Below are 17,794 nucleotides of genomic sequence, written 5' to 3'. Positions count from 1 at the left end.
CAGCGAGGTCATGAGGGCGATCAGAGCTCTCTGCGCCAGAACAGCTCGTGACGACGCACGGCCTTTCTGAAAAATTCATTTTCGCCTTCAGCCGGCCACTGCCGACCCGCCAAAACCGTCTGCAGCCAGCGGCGTATCCGACGCTTGAGCGCAGCCGAAGGCTGCAGGTCATGCATCATACCCAAGGCCATGGCCTTGTCTCGCTGTTGTTCGATATTCAGCTCGATACTGTAAGGCACCAGCGCCTGCGTCGCATCGAAGACCGGTGGCAGCGAAACACCGCTGTAGGCGTTGCCCATTGGCCAGCGATCATTGTCGTGAAGGTGATTGGCGTAGCCGAGAATCACTCGGGGCTGCCACTCAAGACCCTGCAGCGCCTCAAGTACAGCGGCTTGCGAGCAGATATGATCGGGGTGGGGATCGATGGCGCCGTGGGGCATGACCAGCACCTCTGGCCTGGCCTTAACCAGTAACGCGCGCAGGTCCGCGATCAGGTTGTTCCAGGTCGGCGCACCATCGACATCGCCTGGCAGCGCCAGAGTATTGAACTGCCGGAATATCCGCGTATCGCTCAGATCGGCTTCGCGCGAGGCGATCGGCTGATCGGGTGCCGCCTGCATGGCTGGAAGCTGGAGACAGAAATACCCCAGCTGCACGCAGCGCGACTCCGGCACGCCCGCCCAGCGCGGCACGGTGATGCTGTCCCAGGCGCGCAAACGGCCTTTCAAGCGAGCCGCCTCAGGGCGACTCATGCCCATTTGCTGATAGTGCTCGGCTTCAATTTCACCGGCGGTCAGGGTCACGATCCAGCTTTCATCGGCCTGGCTGTACAACCCGAAGGCCGCCAGCTCGGCGTCATCGGCGTGGGGCGCGATGACCATCACGCGTTGGCGGCGGGCATCGTCGTGGCGGAACGACCACAGACGTGGCTGCCCCTGAATGTGGCAATAACGCCCGCGAAGGCGCAGCTCGCCCGACATGAGCGCCGCCTGAAAACCGGTGAGATTGAGATAACGCAAACCGCTGACGCCACGCTCGAACGCCTGAACGTCGTCAAGCCCTGCGCCGCGCAGTTCGATGCGGGGGTCAAAAAAACGCCCCAGCCATGAGCTTCTGATCGACAGGCCCAACACCAGCGTTTCGCCGCCGATCAGCTCGGGGAGCTGCTCGAACGACAGCGCATCCCCCTGTAAACGCACACCCGCCACTTCGTTCTGCGCAGGCAGTTGGTACTGATAGTCCTCGCCCGGCGAATAGAACAGGTGATCGGAAAACCAAGCCTCATGGGCCATCCAACCCAGTACCGCCAGCCCCAGCGGCAGCCACCAGGCGACCAGCACGCCGACCAGCACCAGCAGCACCAATGCCACCAGCAAGGCCAGGCGCTTGTTGCGGCGGTGGCGCTTGAGCAGTTCCTGTTTGCGGCTCAAATCTGAAATACCGGTACGGGGTTGCACCAACGATCCTTGTACTCACGATCGGCGCGACCAAAGGAAAATCGCAGCGCCTTGCCCCGCGCGCGCGCATCCTCCCAGGCGCTTTGCGTGTTGAGAAAGCTCAACACGCTGCCAGGGCTGAAGTCGCGGGTTTCGGGGTCAACGCCGCCGTTGATGTATTCGATGCTGATCCACTCCGGCGCCTCGACGCGGTAAATCAGCTGAATGGCGATGGGCGCGTCATGGAGAAAAATCACCGAGCCAATCAGCAGCTCGCGCAGCAGCTCGACCACATCAGCCATGCGCTCGGCGCCAGTGGCGGCAAAGCCCCAGCGGCGCTGGAACAGATCGCAGTACATGCGCGCGATCTCAGCGCTGCTGAAGTCGGTGACCGGACGTACAACGCCCCCCGCCTCCTCAAGCAGACGCAGTTCGCGGCGCTGGTTGTAGCGGAATTTCTTCGACAGGTCTTCCGGGGTACGGGCTATGGCCAGGGATTCGGCCTGAGGCTTGAGCGTCGCGATGCGGCCTTGATTCAGTTCCGACAGATAACGCCCCGCGTGACGCAACGGCACCTGAGCATCGGCGGCCGCCGGCAGGATCAACTCGGCATTGCCCAGGTCGAACAGACCCTTCTTACCGTGGCGCTTGAGCACGTCCTTGGACAACGCCAGCGAGCGGCCCCAGGTCGGGATCGCGGCTTTCAAGTCGCCGCGGTGCTCCCAGGCCAGATAACGCACCGGGATTGCGGCCAGGCCGGCCAAGCGCTCGACTACCAGCGGGTGCGTCGCAACGCTGCCACCGAAACGCTGCCAGGCCTGCTCATAGGCAGGCGCATCGATCAGCGTCCAGCCACGTTCGCGCCAGGCTTGAAAACGATTGAGCATCAGGCCTCCGCAGTCAGGTCGGTGACTTGCGGCAAGCGCCAGAACACGTTGCGAACAGCCTCGTCGGAGAATCGCTCACGCAGTCGCTCCAGCATCATTTCGGCGCAGGATTGGCGTTGCTCGGCATCGAGTCGCGACAGATGAACCAGGCCTTGGGCCAGATGCTCGGCATCACCGAGCGGGAACAGGATGCCCACGCCTTCGACGACTTCCTTCGCGCCACCGGCAGCCGTTGCAATCAACGGCACACCCGCGACCATCGCTTCGAGCAGCACCATGCCGAAGGGCTCGTGATCGGAGCTCAAGGCAAAAGCGTCGAACGCCTTGTAATAGCGACTGGCTTGAGGGACCTGCCCCCGCAGCAGGACCTGCCGACCGATGCCCAACTCCATCGCCAGTTCCTTGAGATCCTGCTCCAGACGCCCCTTGCCCAGAATCACCACCTCGCTGTTGGCAGGCAGGCTGGGCAGAGCCTGGGCGAAGCCCCGCAGCAACGTGGCTTGGTCCTTGTCCGGGTGCAAACGGCCGACGTTGCCGACGATCCACGCATCCTGCGGCAGCCCCAAGGCTTCGCGGGCTAGCTCGCGAGGGAGTTGCGTCGCGGCGAGCGCCTGGACATCGATGCGGTTGTACAGCGTCTGAATCCGGCCGGTCGGCCACTTTGGCAGGCACTTGCGCATGTCGTCTCGCACCGCATCGGACACACCGAGCAGGCTCAGGCGCATGCGAAACAGGTGCGCGAACAGTTTGCGGCTGCGACGTTGATAGTCGCCGAAAGCGTGATGCACACCGATCACCGGCAAACGGGTTGCCAGCAACGCGATGTAGATTGGCTTGAAACGGTGGGCGATGCAGAACGCGAAATTGCGGGACGCAGCGATTTTACGAAGATCGCGAATGGCGCCCAGCTTCAGGCCACGAACGGCCTTGGAGCTGTATTCCATGAACAGCACTTCATCCGAAGCGCAGCCGGCGGCCACGTCAGGATCGGCAGCGCCGGTCAGGAATACCGTGGTCACCCGGTATCCCTTGCCGGCGAACAGGCTGGCGTATTGACGAGCACAGTCCAGAAACGGCCCATCATAGCCGTGGCAGAACTGCAGCACATGACGCTCAGCCGAGCGTGTCATAGGTGTCCGCGCCGTCTTTGACTACCAGAATGTCTTCCATGATCAGATACTGCAGGTCCGAGCCGAAGAACATGTTCAGGGCATCGGTGGGCGAGCAGATCATCGGCTCGCCACGACGGTTGAGCGAGGTGTTCAGCGACACGCCGTTGCCGGTCAGGTTTTCCAGCGCCTTCATCATGTCGTAGTAGCGCGGGTTGTATTCACGCTTGAGCACCTGGGCACGGGACGTGCCGTCTTCGTGGACGACTTCCGGCACGCGGGTCTTCCACTCTTCAGCCACTTCGAAGGTGAAGGTCATGAACGGCGCGGGGTGATCGATCTTGATCATCTGCGGCGCGACGGTGTCGAGCATCGACGGGCAGAAAGGTCTCCAGCGCTCACGGAACTTGATCTGATGGTTGATGCGATCAGCCACACCAGCGACGCTCGGGCAGCCGATGATCGAACGACCGCCGAGGGCGCGCGGACCGAACTCCATGCGCCCCTGGAACCAGGCCACCGGGTTGCCATCGACCATGATTTTGGCAATCTGCTCGGGCATGTTTTCCAGCTTGCGCCACTTGGGCTGGCTCGGGTGACGGGCGCAGGCCGCGATCACGTCTTCGTTGCTGTATGAAGGGCCGAGGTAGACGTGTTCCATCTTCTCGACCGGCACGCCGCGAGCGTGGGAGACGTACGCCGCCGCGCCGACCGCGGTACCGGCGTCACCGGAGGCCGGCTGAACGAACAGCTCCTTGACCTCGGGACGGGCGATGATTTTCTGGTTCAGCTTGACGTTCAGCGCGCAACCACCGGCGAAGGCGATCTTGCCGGTTTCCTTGAGGATGTCGCCCAGATAGTGATCCATCATCTGCAGCGCCAGCTTCTCGAACAGCGCCTGCATGCTGGCGGCATAGTGGATGTAGGGTTCGTCGGCGATGTCGCCTTCGCGCTTGGGCCCCAGCCACTCGATCAGTTTTGGCGAGAAGTAGAAGCCCTTGCCCTTCTCTTTATAACGGCGCAGGCCGATGACATTGGCGTATTCGGTGTTGATCACCAGTTCGCCGTTTTCAAAGCTGGCCAGACGCGAGAAATCGTATTTGGTCGCGTCGCCATACGGCGCCATGCCCATGACCTTGAATTCGCCGTCGAGCATTTCAAAGCCGAGAAACTCGGTGATCGCGCCGTACAGGCCGCCCAGGGAATCAGGGTCGAAGAATTCCTTGATCTTGTGGATCTTGCCGTTTTCGCCGTAGCCGAAGAACGTGGTGGCGTACTCACCCTTGCCGTCGATACCCAGGATCGCGGTTTTCTCCTTGAAACCGGAGCAGTGGTAGGCGCTGGAGGCGTGAGCCAGATGGTGCTCGACCGGCTCGATCTTGACCTTTTTCGGGTCGAAACCCAGTTGTTCAAGGCACCAGACGATTTTGTTGCGATAGCGTTTGTAGCGGCGGTTGCCCATCAGGATGGCGTCGAGGGCGCGATCCGGGGCGTACCAGTAGCGCTTGGCGTAATGCCAGCGCGCTTCACCGAACAGGCTGATCGGCGCGAACGGGATGGCAACCACGTCGACATCGGAAGGCTTGATACCCGCTTGTTCAAGGCAGAACTTCGCAGACTCGTAGGGCATGCGGTTCTTTGCGTGCTTGTCGCGCACGAAGCGCTCTTCTTCGGCGGCCGCGATCAGCTTGCCGTCGATGTACAAGGCCGCGGAGGGATCATGGCTAAGGGCGCCGGACAGGCCAAGGATCGTCAATGCCACTAGGTCTAGCCTCTCAAGTCTGCAGCAGGCGTGGTACGCCTGATAAATAAGGTGCGCCTGCGCAAGTGCGGCGGGCAGCTAAAGGGCGGGATTATAGCGTAATGAAGTGAGATATGGCGCAGGGCGAATAAAACCGCCCAACCAACGCCAGCTCCGCACTCACTTGCCGGCCCGCCATGGCGCCAGCATAGATGAACCCCGGTACTTCGCCCCGCACCCTGCAATACATATCTACCGCCACGCCCTGAGTGAGTCGTGATTGATTGACGCCTGAACGCACGCGCAATCATCCGTGCCACACGCGCCCTGCAAAGCGCCATCAGGAATCATGCCCTATGCATACGTTTACCCCCGTTCCCGCAACACCCGTCCCCACGCAGCCCGAGGCCTCGGCCGCTCTGGAGCGTCTGGCACGCTCGAGCACGATGCTGTCCAGAGAGCTGCAGCATCTGCCAGAGGCCCATCAGGCGTTGCTTGACGCTCTAAAAACCGCAAATAAAGATCAAGTCGAGCAGGAGCTGACTGTTCTGCTGCAACGAATCGATGACTACTGGCGTGCCCCCAGCGCGCACAACCGAAGCCGACGCAAGTTGTTTGCAACCCGTTTGAACAAGGCGTTGCATGACGAAGCGGTGCTCAAATCCCACGAAGACGAACTTGGCCCGGATGCAGTCGCGTGCCTGCCCATTTACGCGCCGAGCGAAGGGGAAAGCCATCAAGGCGGGACCAGCACCTGGTCGCTGCACGTCAAGCTCAATGATCAGACGCGCGTGGAAATCAAAGGTGCGCTGATCTTCAGCACCGAAACCGGCCGCACGCTACTCGCGCTACCCGGAAGCGGTCTGAGCGATTTCCCGACTCGCCGCGCGATGCTGACAGCCGTGACCCAATGGCTCAACGATGACGTGCTGCGACGGGCCTTATTGATCAATGCCGACCTGCGCCATCAGGAAGCGATCTTTGCCGTTGCGCACGATCCCGAATTGTTCATCGAGCCATTCACGGCCTTCGACGTGCAGCTTCAGCCCATTACCCAGAACCCTTATCGATATGCCCTGCTACGCCAGATCGATAAGCAGCGTGAAGACGTGCGCCATGTCTGTGGCACGGGGCTGAGCAGCGATGTGGCGCAGCACGCGGCACAGATCGAAGGCGCGATAAGAATGGCCGGTTTGACCGGCCCGTCAGCCATGCTCGAACGCCGAGAGCAGGCTGCGGCTGAACACCGGTTGCGCAAGGATTTGCCACACTGGGTAAAAATTGCGGCGCCAGCGGACATCGAAACCTACATCGGGCATTTGCATCGCTACGACCAGGCACGCGTAGCGCTGACCAGCGTGCTGAACGGCGCTGCTACTGCTGATCAATACGCTCAGGTCACTCTTCGAACTCGCCTGGCCAACGACCTGGGTTACGACATCGACCCCGACAAGATCGACATCAGCACCCAGCGCACCCTGCCCGTGAGCGGAGAACGCTATAGCACCCAGCGCACCCTGTCAGAGCTGGCGCTGTACGGGCTGCACCCGACTGATGCGGCTGACGGCTCGGAATTTCTGCTGGGCACCACCATCAAGGTTGACGGCACTTCCCCTGGCAGCGCCCATGCCGCGCTGACCCCGGCCTATATCGCCGAAGTCGTCAATGACCTGCAACTGCGGGCCAGCTTTGGTGACTACCAGCGCACGGTTCACGCCAACGAGGCCAGCCAGAAAGCGATGCGTGATCTGCTGCAGATGCAGGTCGCCGAATCGGCTTTTGCGGCAAAGATGCAAGGCCATATTTCAAAAGAAGACTTCGATATCATTGAAGCGATTACCTCGTCCACGCCGGCCGAAAACGATGCAGCACTGACCGTCCAGCACATCAGGATCAACGGCGGCGAAACCCTCAGCCGCATAGTATTGTTTCGAAAGAATAACGCGCAGGGCAATCTGGAACGGCTGATCATGTTCACCTCGCAGGCACCGCGGGGTCAGTTGTTCCAGGGTTTTCACAACGAAACTCAATTGCTGCATGAGCTCGTGGAATGGGCTTCCATTCCCGAGATGAGCGACTACCTGCTGCAACAAGTCTCGGCCAGCGGACGCCCCGCACTCAGTCAAGCGCTGGCCGCGCTGGATCAAAAACCGCATCCTGGGCCGGGTTTTATCCAGTTGCTGTCACTGGACAGCCACGACGCAGCTTTGAGTGCCTTCGTCAGCGAAATCGTCAACGTGGCGCTCTCCAATCAACGCGCCCATACACCGGATTGGTACCTGCAAGCCAGCGCGGCAGATCGTCAAAAGTTGTTGGCACTGGAAGACGCGACCGTCGGCGCCATTCGCAACTACGAGGCGCAAACACACACCAAGGTTGAAGAGTTCGAAGACTACGTGCATCGACGCGCCAGCGAGAAGATCAGCCAACTGTTGAACGTGGCGGTCGGCACGGTAGACCCCGATAGGATCATCATCACCTCTGAGCGGGAAACCCTGACCTACACCAGGATGCTGCGTAACGGTTACGACGACAGCATCGGCCTGATTACCCCCACCGCCGACACCGTGGCGACATTCAGCGGCCCCGAAGGCGTTGATCTGAGCCCGCTTACTCCGGTGTCGGTTGCGCGTTCGGTTCACGGCAAATGGCTGGCCGACGACTACGCGGCCCTGATCAAGCGCACTCTGCTCAGCCCGACATCCGACGGTTACGAGTACCGGCGTCAGGCCAGTACCGTGATCACCCGTCTGCAAATGCAGACTGCCGCGTTGCGTAGCCTGCTCAAGGGGCACATCGACGCCGCCCAATACCACTCGATCGACAATGTGATCAGCCACCTGCACCTCAGCGACGCGCAAACCCGCGCACGCTATCCGGTATACCCGCTGCAAATCCATGTCGACAAACCGTTCATTGCCTCAGGCCTGCGAGGCGTAGACCAGTTGGTGTGGAGCGACACCAGCCTGACCCATGTGGAAACGGTTCAAGGCTGTTTCGCCCTGATGTCGGCCGATAACCGTCTGGCAGCGCTGCTTTACACCCCTCAGGCCCCAGACGGAATCGAATTCCGGGTATTCAGCTCCTTCGTCGACTCGCTCAGCCAACCCGGCATGATCGACTACTACAAGGATCGTTGCCGAATGAGCGCGCGCCGAGTCATGTCGTTCTTTCTCAACGACATGAAAAAAGGCAACGCCAACAAGCCGCCGGTGATTCCAAAGGACTCGATCGCCGACTTCGCGCAGATCTGCTTCAACCGGCCTATCGAACGCAAACTGCGGGACGTGGAGGAAACCACCACCGGTCGTCATGACATGCTGAGCCGGCTGGTCTGGACCAGTGTCGACATCATCGCAACGGTCCTCACGCTGCCGTTTCCGCCCGCCAGCTTCGTGGTCGGTGTGGGGCTTTCGTTGCGCGACAGCTTCAAGGCCTTTCAAGCGCTGACGGGCGAGTCGCCGGAAGACGCCAATGCACTGATTCTCGCTTCGATGCTGAACATGGCCGGCGCTGCGGGTGACTTGCAGTCGGGCCTGAAAGGGTTTGGTGGCGTGTTGCGCAAACTGGGCAAGGATTCAAGCAAAACCGCTCAGCCCGCCGCGCTGAAAAACCTGTCACGCTCGACCGGTAGCGAAAAACTCTACCCGATCAAATTGCAGGACGAGCCTTTCCTGATCGGCAAGCCCAACGCCAATGGCCAGGCCGCCGTGTATCGCAGTCTGGGTTCCGACAATGAGGATGTGTACGCGACCAGGCACTATGCATTCAGAGATGACAGCGGCGCTTGGCGACCGCTGGGTCAATCATCCGCCAATGCAACGCTATCAGCGCCGAATGCGGTGAGAGCCGACCGTGTGGTGCCTATTTCCCTGCGCGACCTGCCGCGTATAACAGAGGGGCATGCCAAAGGAGTCAGCCTTGGCAACGGCACGCATTACATCGAAATGAACAGTCTGGTGTATCAGGTGCATTACGATGCGAACCTTCGCTGCTGGAACATCGTCGATCCGCAAAACCCGTATGCGTTCTTCGGGCGTCAGCCCGTCAGACTGGACGAACAAGGCCAGTGGAGGCTGATCGAGCGCACAGGTCTGCGCGGCGGCGGCAAGGATGACCTGACCGGCTTCACGCCCTTGCAGGAAGAGGCGTCGGCAGGCGCCAGCATACCCACCAGCCTGCGCGATTTTGAGGTGCCGAAGAATTACCAACGGCATTTGGAACGGATTCTCGACCCGACGCCGCTGGAAGATATCGGCGCGGGTCTGGAAGAATACTTCGAGGTCTACTACGCCGAGATGCGTGAGGTGTTGCGCAGGGTCAAGAAGCAATTCTACGGCCATGCCCACGAGTTTTTCGAACAACCGCTCGTGCTACCACCCCGCCCGCCAATCCCTGCTATCGACTCACCCACGGACGTCGGCAGCTTCCTCAAAAACGTATTTGCCAACAGCAAAGGGTTGGTCCTGAGCGAAGCCCCCAAATCCATCGCCAGTAAATATTTCCTCATCAAGCACATGCAGGAGCTGGTAGAGCAGCGGGTCGAAGTTATTTATCTACCGCACCTGTTTACCGACAAGCATCTGCGCAAGCTGGCCAAATATCACGCCAAGGGCCAAACGGTTCGCTCCGGTTCTCACGAGATCAAGAACCACCTGGAGCACATCAACGGTGGCGCGCTGGATAACACCAGCCGCGAATTCGACTACTACCACCTCGTCAAGGAGGCTCATCGCCACGGCATCGAAGTGCGCCCATTGAACTCCTCGGTCAGCTATCCGGTGAATGGCTTCGAGGTCGCCGCTGCGGGAACAGACAGCGCAGCGGGTAAAAAAATGAGCAATTTCTTCGGTCACAAGATCATCAGCGCGGACGTTGAGCGCGCTCCCGCCAAGCGCTGGATCGCCTTGCTAGAACAGAAGATGGCTACCACTGGCGAGCAGGTTCCCGGCATTACCGAGCTGCAGGGTGCGATCAGCGTTCACATCGAAGATGTACCATCGAGCCAGGCAACGCGCATTAGCGTCGATACCGGTCGAGTCGCCACTGACGTCGAGACGGCGCCGTGCGATTTCAAGATCGAGTTTGCCAACCCGAGCATGGCCGATCCAGCCTTGCCTGCCGATCTTGCCAGCGACCTGAACAGCGGTGCCGCTGCGGTTTCCGATAAGACCCGTGTCGGCGCGACAGGTTTTCGCTGGGACGAAACGGCCGGCTGGCAGCGTATCGCCCCCGAGCAATGGGTTGGCGAAACACCGCCGACTGCACTGCAACAGTCGCTGGCCGATGCAGCCTATGAGATGCCCACACACATGCGCGAGATGCTGCATGAGCTGGCCTATCACCGGCACCGTGGCCTGGACAGTCGCTACTTCACGCTGGACGAGGACGTGATACCGGTCGAGACGCACTTCTACGGACTGCGTCAGAAACTGCAAACGGATTCGCGTCACATCATCTTCGACGACTTTGCTGCGCGCCCGACGATGCCCGCCATTGAGCCGCAACCGAGCACCGAACAGTTCATCACTCGCCTTTATCAGCAAACCGACGGCATGGTCGTCGGCGAATTCCACGCCTCGGTCGCCAGCAAGAAATTCATCATCGACAACTTGCCGCTGCTTGCAGAACAGAACGTGAAAACGCTGTACATGGAACATCTGATGACCGACCTGCATCAGTTGGACCTGGATCGTTTTTTCGAGACCGGTCACATGAGCGAACGGCTGCTGAACGACTTGCGAACGATCGACAGAGGGCATCTGACTGACCCGAACAAGGTGTACAACTTCGAAAACCTGGTGATCAAGGCCCGGCAACACGGCGTTGAAGTCCGCGCCATCGACTGTGCCGCCAGCTATCACCTCAAAGGTATTCGTCTGGAAACGCCGACCACTCGCCAGCAAATGATGAATTATTTCGCCTCGCGCACGATTCGCCGTCATCAGGCGATCATCGGCAAGCACAGATGGGTCGCACTGGTGGGCAATACCCACTGCAATACCTACAAAACCGTACCCGGCATCGCCGAGCTGGAAGGGGCAATTGGCCTTCGCCTGGATGACGTGGCCCCTGGGACGTCCCGAGGTATTACCCTCGACGTCGGCGAATACTCGCGGATGCCAATGGGCGGCCGAGAAGGCTTCGTCAAGAGCGATTTCAAGATCGACATCGAGGTGCCCGGCACCATCATCGACCTCACACCTGCCCCTACTTTGCCGGTGCAAGAGCGTCTGGCGCGACCCGGCATGCTGCTGATCGAGCAGGAGCCGGGGCAAGGCGCGGTCATCGTGCACAGGGCTCGAGATAACGCGATCTATCGCACGCCTGTACAGGTCAATGCCGACGGCAACGTGTTCGTCGATCGCCCAAGCTGGGCCTCCATGAGTCTGCATTTGCAGCCTCAGGAAAGCCTGGAGGCGCTGGTGCGTTTACTGGAGAGAAGCGGCTTTAACCGCGTAGGGTAACGCTGAATGCCGGAGGTGCGGCCCGATCGGCTAGCACCTTCGGCACGGCATCAAGGCGCTTTCGGCAGGCGCTGTTCCAGCAACTGGTGCAGCGCGCTGTCGGCAGGCCAGTTGCGCATGAAGCGCGCGCGATCCTTGGCGAACGCTGCGGCGAACGCGCTTTGCGAGCTGTGTTGACACATCGCGTCGAGGTCGATCAGCGCCCAGCGGTCCTGATGCCAGAACACGTTGTGGCCCTTCAAGTCGCCGTGACTGATGCGCTCGCGCAGCAGTTGCTCGAACAGTTTATCCAGCGCCTGCAACTCGCTTTCCGGCGCATCGCCTGAGGCCACATAGGGCGCGAAACGCTCGATGATGTCTGGCCCCGGCAGGTATTCGGTCACCAGGTAGGCCTTGCGCCGCAACCAGAAGAAACGCTGTTCCAGCAACGCCAGCGGCTTGGGCGTAGCGATGCCGAGGAACATCAGGCGATTGCCTTCACGCCAGGAATGCCACGCACGGCTCGGACGCCAGAAACGCTTGAGCCAATGGGCGAAATTCTTGATGTTGTAACGCTTGATCACCAGTTCGCGACCGGCAACGTCGGCCTTGGCAACGCTCGCGGCGCCACCGGTCTTGTACAGGTGGCCGCTGTCAATCAGCGTGTCGGCCTGCTCCAGCACCGGACGCATCGCGGCCTCTTCTTCACGACGAATCGCGCGCAGGGCGAACGGGCCATCAAAGACGCTGAACAGGCTGCATTCGCGCCCGACTTTGATCAGGTAGTCCTTGAGACGCCAGCTGCTGACCTTGTCGATCTGCTTTTGCAGCGCTTCGACCGGTAGCGCGTGCTCGCCGTTGCTGAGCAGGTAGTAGACCAGCAGCTCTTCGGTGAACGGCTCCAGGGATTTGGGCAACTGGGCGAAAAACACGCCGAGGTTTTCCAGCACCTTCTGGCGCGACAGCGGTTTGCCTGCTTCTTCGGCGCGAACGCCAGCGCCATCGATGAGGTACAGCTGACCGTTCTGGCGCAGCAGATTGTCCAGGTGCAGGTCTTCCTGCCAGAGGCCCCTGGCGTGCATCTGCCCGACGGCGGCCAGGGCGTCGCCCAGCACGGCGGTCTGTTCATCGGCCAGTGGCGGCAAGCTTTCGACGGACTTCCAGGCGTCGCCAAGGCTTTGCGCCTGATCGAGAAACTCGAACAACAACCAGCCGCCCTCGCCCTCCTGCAACCCATCGGCCAGCAGCAACGGCGTGGTCAAGTTCTGTTCGGCAAGCAGCTGCACACCGGCACGCTCGCGCTGAAAATGCCGAGGCGCCTTACTGCCGACCAGCAACTTGGCCAGCACCGGACGCCCGCGCCAGATACCCGCGCCGACGTAGCGCTGACCCGGCAGCACACGCAGCAGGCTCAACAGCTGCAGTTCGGCAGGACCCGCCGCATCCGCCAACGCAATGCTCATCGGCAGCGTCGGGGTGCGACCGGCGTTTTTCAGTTCAGACAAACGCATCGGTGCCCTCTTTCATCAAGCTTGAGCCAGATCAGTGATCTAACAGGCTACACAGCACCTGTGGGAGTGAGCTTACTCACGAAGATGGCTGGTGAAACACACAAGATGTACAGGATGTACAGGATGTACCGACCCTTTCGTGAGCAAGCTCACTCCCACAGGCCAGCATTCCAATTCAGGTCATGCCTACCGACCGCTGCGCTTATGACTGCCGCGCCTGGCCAGCTGCTGCCACCACCTATCCACCAACCCGCTGTCACCAGGAGCCTGCACATAGGCCGCCAACAGCTCGCGGATCTCGGCTTCGTTCCACATCGGCGCGCGACGCAGCAGGGGTTCGATGTCTTTGACCCGATCACGCTGGCCGAAGATCGACTTGCGGGTCTTCTCAAGGTCGATCAACTGCGCCAGATACGCGCTGCCTTTGGGCTTGAGGAAAATATGCTTGGGATAGAAACAGCCGTGCACTTGCCCGGCCTTGTGCAGCGTACGTGCCAGTTGTCCACAGGCCTGCAAAATGGCCAGACGCTGGGTCGCGGCCGTTTCGTCCCACTGCGTCAACAGCGTGTCCAGATCGGTCCAGCCGTCCAAGGCGCGGGTCATCAGAATGGCGCGACGTTCGCCACCGACCTTCTTCTCGCCATAAAACACGGCATGCAGCGCCGGAATGCCGAGCTTCTGATACAGGCTGATGTTACGAAACTCGCGGGAGAACGACGGCTCGCCGAACGGGTGATGCAGGGTGTGGGTCAGGTAATTGCTCTGGCGCTTGAGGTAATAGCCCGAACCCTCAAGCTCCAGGCGAAACACGCTGCTCCAGCCGCCGCGGCCGGTGTTGGGCTCGTCCACCGCGTCGAGCTGCACGTCCCACAGCGAGTCAAAATCGGCCAGGCCATGGCGCTCCAGAAGCCCCCGGTCGGCATCGGCGATGAAAACATTCATTCGCGCCCCTCGAAAAAGCTGACGATGTGTCGAATGCGCTTCTTGTCCGAATCATTCAGGCGCTCGCGCCCGCGATACTGCAGATAAAAGCGCAGGCGCTGGGTGGCGGACAGGTGGTATTTGGCCACTTTATCCAGACACGCCAAGTCCTTGGTGATGCGATAGCGCAGCATGAAGCTGACCCAGAACGCGCCGTTGGGGCAGTCGATCAGGAACACCGTCGACTGATCGTCCACCAGCAGGTTGCGCCACTTCAAATCGTTATGGGTGAAGTGGTGATCGTGCATGGTTCGAGTGTAACGCGCCACCTGCTGGCTGATGCGATCAACCCAGGAGCGGTTATCCAGCCGCTCATCGTGAACGCGCGCCAGCTCCGACAGGTCTTCGGTATGCGGCAGTTCACGGGTGATCAACGCACCGCGATCATAGGACGCGCCCTTGCGCTCAAGGCCCCAGGCCACCACCTCGGCGGTCGGGATGCCCCATTTGGCGAAACGCTTGAGGTTCTGCCACTCAGACTTGACCCGAGGACGCCCCAGATAACGACGCAGGCCTTTGCCCGCCGCCACATAGCGTTTGACGTAGTAATTCACGCCATTGCGCTGGACACGAATCACTTCCGACAGCGGATCGCGAGTCAGGCGCTCGCCCTGCAAGGCGAACACGGCGTCGAGGGATCCGAAGTCAGCGGCCAGCTCAGCGTACTGGGGCTCAAGGTTCCAACCCGCCATCAGAGCGCATCCCCGTAGCGCAGCTTGCGCTGATACAGCTTCTCGGCCTTGGCCTCCAGCCACACCAGCAGCGCCGACTCTTCAGCCAGAATCCGACGCAGCGGCTGCTGAAAATAACCTTTGAGGAAACGCAGCTTGTCGCGGCGGGTCAGGCCAATGTCCAGCGCCGAAAAGTACAGCGCGGCCAGGTCCTTGTTGCGCCAGCGTTGGGTGATCTGCGGCCGGGTCTGTGCGCGGTGCAGGTCGATCACCGAGAGCTTGAAGCTTTCGGGAGTGGCCGGCGTGTCGGTGTGCAGCAGGAAGTGGCACAGGTAGCAATCGCGGTGGTTGACGCCAGCGCGGTGCATCATGCCCACCAGTCGCGCGACTTCGGCAATGTAGGCGCGTTTCATGCGCGGCTCGGGCGGCTGTTTCACCCAGTTGATGCTGACGTCTTCCATGCTTATCGTCGGCGCCAGCTCTTCGGTGACGATGAACGAATGCTGCGCCGCCGGATTGCTGCCGCGCTCGCCGTAGGCCACGCTGGTCATGGTCGGCACGCCGACTTCCTTGAGACGATTGATCGCTTCGAATTCTTTGCCGGCGCCCAGCACCGGCAGTTTTGCGGTCAGCAGGTTCTTCGCCACTTCTCCCCAACCGATGCCACGGTGGATCTTGACGAAATAGCCACGGCCATTGACTTCGGTGCGCAGGGTGCGGCGATTTTCCAGCTCGCGATACACCTGGCCCTGCAACTCCTCCACGGCTTGGAACGCATCGCGCCCGGCCCAGAGGGTCTTGAAGGGTTCAGCAAGGATCAATTTCATCCGTGGTGCTCCGCCAGAATCACATCCGCAGCGTGTCGCGGCATGCTGTAAAGATCAGCCGTGTCGGCGAATGTCAGCCCGTTTCGGCCCCAGGTCGTGCGCGCGGCATCGTCCTTGAGCATGCGGGCCAGGTAGTCATTGAGCTGGTTCTGTTCGAACGGCTCATCGAGCACCAGACCGCTGTCGGCCTCGGCGATGTAGTGGGCGTAGCCACACACCGCACTGACCAGCACCGGCAGGCCTGCGACCAGTGCCTCAAGCAGTACGGTCCCGGTGTTTTCGTTGTACGCCGGGTGGATCAGCAGGTCGGCGCCCAACAGAAAACGCGGGATGTCGCTGCGGCCTTTCATGAAGGTGACGTTGTCGCCCAGGCCCAGTGTCGTGCTTTGCAGCTGGAATACTTTGGGGTCGTCCTGGCCAATTACAAACAGACGTGTGCGTTTTTTCAGCTCAGACGGCAATGCTGCAAGCGCTTTGAGGCTGCGATCAACGCCCTTGGTTTTAAAGCCTGAACCGATCTGCACCAGCAGCAGGTCATCGTCAGCCAGCTGGAACTCGCGCCGAAATTCAGCGCGGATCTCGGCCGCATTGGCTGGCGCGCGGCGATCCTGGGAGATGCCCGGCGGCAGCAGGTGAAAGCGTTTGAGCGGCGTGTCGTAGTGCTTGATGAACAGCGGCTGCTGCACTTCGGAGATCATCAGCACTTCGGTTTTCGCGTCTTTGGCGAACACCGCCCGCTCGTAATCGGCGAAATGACGATAGCGGCCCCAATACCTGTACAGGCCGTGGCGCAGGTTCTGCGTCTTGTCTTCGTAGCAGCCGTCAGCAGCGTAATACACGTCCAGACCGGGCATCTTGTTGAAGCCGATCAGGCGATCCACCGGACGCTTGGCCAGGTCCGCGTTCATCCAGTCGGTGAGCTTTTCGTTGCGGCGATGGTTGAAGAACGCCTTGACTGGCGCCACCAGCACTTCGAAGCCGGGCGGCACGTCGCCTTCCCAGATCAGGGTGTAGACGCGGATCGAATGTCCGCGCTGCTGACACTCCAGGGCGATGCGCATGAAATCGCGCTGCAAGCCGCCGAAGGGAAAGTATTTATAAAGCACGAATGCCAGTTGCATCACGGATGTTCCTTTGCCAGCAACAGCGAGCCCAATTGGCGCGCTACTCGCTCGGGATTCAGGCGAGTGAAGCACATCGGCCACTCGCGTTCGGTATCGAACTGACGCTGATCTTCAGCCGTCGGTCGATAGGTGCATTTCTTTTGCAGACACGGCGCGCAGGCCGGGTAATCGCCCGCCAGGTGAACCTGCGACTTGCCGTACGCGCCCGTCAGGCCGGGGTTGGTCGGGCCAAACAGCGACAGCGTCGGCACGTCCAGCGCAGCCGCCAGATGCCCGAGCCCTGTGTCCACGGCAACGCAGCCCTGCGCGCCAGCCAGCACTTTGGCGACGCCTGCGAGATTCAATTTAGGCAGCACGACGGCTTTATCGAGGCCTTCGGCAATGCGCTCGGCGCGGGCCTTTTCTGCCGGGTTGCCCCACGGCAAGTGCACTTCCAGGCCCTGAGCGATCATGCGCTCGGCCAGTTGGCGCCAGTACACTTCAGGCCAATGCTTGGTGACCCACGTCGTACCGTGCAGGAAAAGCACGAACGGCGCGCCGCCTTCATTGTTCAGCAAACGGCTGCGATCCAGGCCGTAATCACCCAGCCCCGCAGGCACTTCGTAACCCAGCGCCTGAGCGAACAACTGGCGCAAACGCTCCACCGCATGTTGCCCGCGAGCAACGGGGTACGCCTTGTCGTAAAAGCGTGCGGCCAAGGGCTCGCGTGCAGAATGCTTGTCGAATCCGCTAATCGGCGCTTTGACGTAACGGGTCAGGAACGCGCTTTTCAAAAGGCCCTGAGCGTCGATTACCAAATCGTAACGGGTGTTGCGCAGACGCTGTTTGAACTGACGCCACTGGCCATTCTTAAAGGTCTGCCACAGGTTCTTGCGCCAGCGCCGAATCGCCACCGGAATCACCCCTGCGACCGCCGGGTGCCAGGTCGGGATCTCGGCAAAGCCCTCTTCCACCACCCAGTCGAACTGGATGCCGGGGATCGCCCGCGCGGCATCGGTCAACGCAGGCAGGGTATGAATGACGTCACCCAGCGACGAGGTCTTGATCAGCAGTACCCGCAA

Annotated in this window: 11 protein-coding genes; 1 reads left to right on the top strand and 10 read right to left on the bottom strand. The window is 60.8% G+C overall.

What is annotated here, in order from left to right:
* Positions 1 to 20: 20 nt before the first annotated feature.
* Genes AC07V9_RS14430 through AC07V9_RS14415 form a run of 4 tightly spaced genes read right to left on the bottom strand, consistent with a single transcriptional unit; the run spans position 21 to position 5,194 of the window.
* Positions 21 to 1,430, bottom strand: a complete 1,410-nt coding sequence (locus tag AC07V9_RS14430; protein WP_495016445.1) for a PIG-L deacetylase family protein — start codon at positions 1,428 to 1,430, stop codon at positions 21 to 23.
* Positions 1,427 to 2,323, bottom strand: a complete 897-nt coding sequence (locus tag AC07V9_RS14425; RefSeq protein WP_495016380.1) for an antimicrobial resistance protein Mig-14 — start codon at positions 2,321 to 2,323, stop codon at positions 1,427 to 1,429. Before AC07V9_RS14425 ends, AC07V9_RS14430 begins: the two co-directional genes overlap by 4 nt.
* Positions 2,323 to 3,453 carry a glycosyltransferase gene (locus tag AC07V9_RS14420; protein ID WP_495016379.1) on the bottom strand — a complete coding sequence of 377 codons (1,131 nt, stop codon included), beginning with the start codon at positions 3,451 to 3,453 and terminating at the stop codon, positions 2,323 to 2,325. The genes AC07V9_RS14425 and AC07V9_RS14420 overlap by 1 nt, the downstream gene beginning before the upstream one ends.
* Complete coding sequence (locus AC07V9_RS14415) at positions 3,437 to 5,194, bottom strand: carbamoyltransferase family protein (protein ID WP_495016378.1); 1,758 nt, start codon at positions 5,192 to 5,194, stop codon at positions 3,437 to 3,439. The genes AC07V9_RS14420 and AC07V9_RS14415 overlap by 17 nt, the downstream gene beginning before the upstream one ends.
* Positions 5,195 to 5,529: 335 nt before the next feature.
* On the opposite strand from AC07V9_RS14415, the gene AC07V9_RS14410 reads away from it, so the two are divergent.
* Positions 5,530 to 11,640, top strand: a complete 6,111-nt coding sequence (locus AC07V9_RS14410; RefSeq protein WP_495016377.1) for a dermonecrotic toxin domain-containing protein — start codon at positions 5,530 to 5,532, stop codon at positions 11,638 to 11,640.
* Between the two features lie 50 nt (positions 11,641 to 11,690).
* Here AC07V9_RS14410 and AC07V9_RS14405 read toward each other — a convergent pair whose 3' ends face one another.
* The 6 genes from AC07V9_RS14405 to waaC form a co-directional block, all read right to left on the bottom strand.
* On the bottom strand, positions 11,691 to 13,130 hold the full coding sequence (locus AC07V9_RS14405; RefSeq protein WP_495016376.1) for a lipopolysaccharide kinase InaA family protein: 1,440 nt from the start codon (positions 13,128 to 13,130) through the stop codon (positions 11,691 to 11,693).
* 186 nt (positions 13,131 to 13,316) lie between these two features.
* The gene (locus tag AC07V9_RS14400; RefSeq protein WP_495016375.1) at positions 13,317 to 14,072 is read right to left on the bottom strand and encodes a lipopolysaccharide kinase InaA family protein; all 756 of its coding nucleotides are present in this window, start codon (positions 14,070 to 14,072) and stop codon (positions 13,317 to 13,319) included.
* A complete protein-coding gene (locus AC07V9_RS14395) occupies positions 14,069 to 14,803 on the bottom strand; it encodes a lipopolysaccharide kinase InaA family protein (protein WP_495016374.1) in 735 nt (244 codons plus the stop codon). Before AC07V9_RS14395 ends, AC07V9_RS14400 begins: the two co-directional genes overlap by 4 nt.
* The gene (gene rfaP / locus AC07V9_RS14390; protein ID WP_495016373.1) at positions 14,803 to 15,609 is read right to left on the bottom strand and encodes a lipopolysaccharide core heptose(I) kinase RfaP; all 807 of its coding nucleotides are present in this window, start codon (positions 15,607 to 15,609) and stop codon (positions 14,803 to 14,805) included. Before rfaP ends, AC07V9_RS14395 begins: the two co-directional genes overlap by 1 nt.
* Positions 15,606 to 16,730 (bottom strand): glycosyltransferase family 4 protein, encoded by a 1,125-nt coding sequence (locus AC07V9_RS14385; RefSeq protein ID WP_495016372.1) that lies wholly within the window; start codon positions 16,728 to 16,730, stop codon positions 15,606 to 15,608. The genes rfaP and AC07V9_RS14385 overlap by 4 nt, the downstream gene beginning before the upstream one ends.
* Complete coding sequence (gene waaC / locus AC07V9_RS14380; protein WP_495016371.1) at positions 16,730 to 17,794, bottom strand: lipopolysaccharide heptosyltransferase I; 1,065 nt, start codon at positions 17,792 to 17,794, stop codon at positions 16,730 to 16,732. The genes AC07V9_RS14385 and waaC overlap by 1 nt, the downstream gene beginning before the upstream one ends.

The organism is Pseudomonas sp. GW821-FHT02A11 (genome assembly GCF_059421985.1).
The sequence above is the reverse complement of the archived record's forward strand: the minus strand, read 5'-3'. Positions and strand labels throughout refer to the sequence as shown.